The organism is Pseudomonas sp. NPDC087346 (assembly GCF_044744235.1).
GTDB lineage: Bacteria > Pseudomonadota > Gammaproteobacteria > Pseudomonadales > Pseudomonadaceae > Aquipseudomonas.
In genome coordinates this window covers 1-1,211 of record NZ_JBIUXX010000179.1, presented here as the reverse complement: position 1 = coordinate 1,211, position 1,211 = coordinate 1, and the positions used below count along the sequence as shown (strand labels likewise).

The 1,211-nt window shown below is 56.4% G+C and carries 1 protein-coding gene and 1 pseudogene; both read left to right on the top strand.

Annotation, left to right across the window (positions count from 1 at the left end):
* Positions 1-34: 34 nt before the first annotated feature.
* A complete protein-coding gene (tnpB, locus tag ACIOZM_RS31910) occupies positions 35-232 on the top strand; it encodes an IS66 family insertion sequence element accessory protein TnpB (protein WP_401221677.1) in 198 nt (65 codons plus the stop codon).
* An 18-nt stretch (positions 233-250) separates the two neighbouring features.
* A pseudogene (tnpC, locus tag ACIOZM_RS31905) lies at positions 251-1,211 on the top strand (IS66 family transposase); the annotation flags it as partial.

Below are 1,211 nucleotides of genomic sequence, written 5' to 3'. Positions count from 1 at the left end.
ACTTTTCGTCTTTCTCAACAAACCCCGCAATCGGGTGAAGATTTTGTATTGGGAACGCAACGGCTTTTGCCTTTGGCTCAAACGCCTTGAATCCGAACGCTTCAAAACATCGCCCTATCACACCGGCGAAGCCATCGTGCTGACGGTCCAGGAGCTGAACTGGCTGCTCGATGGTTTTGATCTGTGGCGCAACCGTCCACATCAGGTTTTGACACCTCGATTTGTCGCCTGATTCGGTATAATCCACGGCATGATTTCCATGCCCGACAACCTTCCCGATGACCTGACTGCGCTCAAGCAATTACTTGCTCAGATGCAGTCCAAGGTTGTTCATCTCGAAGAAGAAAATGCGCTGCTCCGTCAGCGTCTCTTCGGGCGTAAATCCGAACAAACAGTCGATCCAACGACCCCGCAATTGGCTCTTTTTAATGATGCCGAAAGTGTCGCTGAACCTGCCGCCGAAGAGGCGGAGGAAGAAGTCGTCGCTCCGACCAAACGCCGTGGAAAACGCAAGCCTCTGCCCGCCGACTTGCCCCGTATCGAAGTCATCCACGAACTGCCCGAGCACGAGCTGACTTGTGCTTGCGGCTGCCGCAAGCACGCCATTGGCGAAGAAACCAGCGAGCAGCTGGAAATCGTGCCGATGCAGATCCGCGTGATCAAACACACCCGCAAGGTCTACGCCTGCCGTGGCTGTGAAACTGCGCCGGTCACTGCTGACAAGCCAGCGCAATTGATCGAAAAGAGCATGGCCAGCCCCAGCGTTTTGGCGACGTTGCTGACGACCAAATACGTCGATGGACTGCCACTGCATCGCTTGAAAAAGTACTCGGTCGTCACGGCGTCGATATTCCACGACAAACCTTGGCGCGCTGGGTTATCCAGTGCGGCGAACACCTGCAACCCTTGCTCAACTTGATGCGGGATCGACTGCTGGAAAGTCGCGTGATCCACTGCGACGAAACGCGTGTCCAGGTGATGAAAGAGCCAGAGCGGGAGCCCACCAGTCAATCCTGGATGTGGGTGCAAACCGGCGGGCCGCCGAATCAGCCAGTGATCCTTTTTGATTACTCGACCAGCCGAGCGCAAGAGGTGCCGTCGCGCCTGCTCGAAGGTTATCGCGGCTATCTGATGACCGACGATTACGCCGGTTATAACGCCTTGGGCGCGCAGACTGGTGTCGAACGTTTAGGCTGCTGGGCCCATGCGCG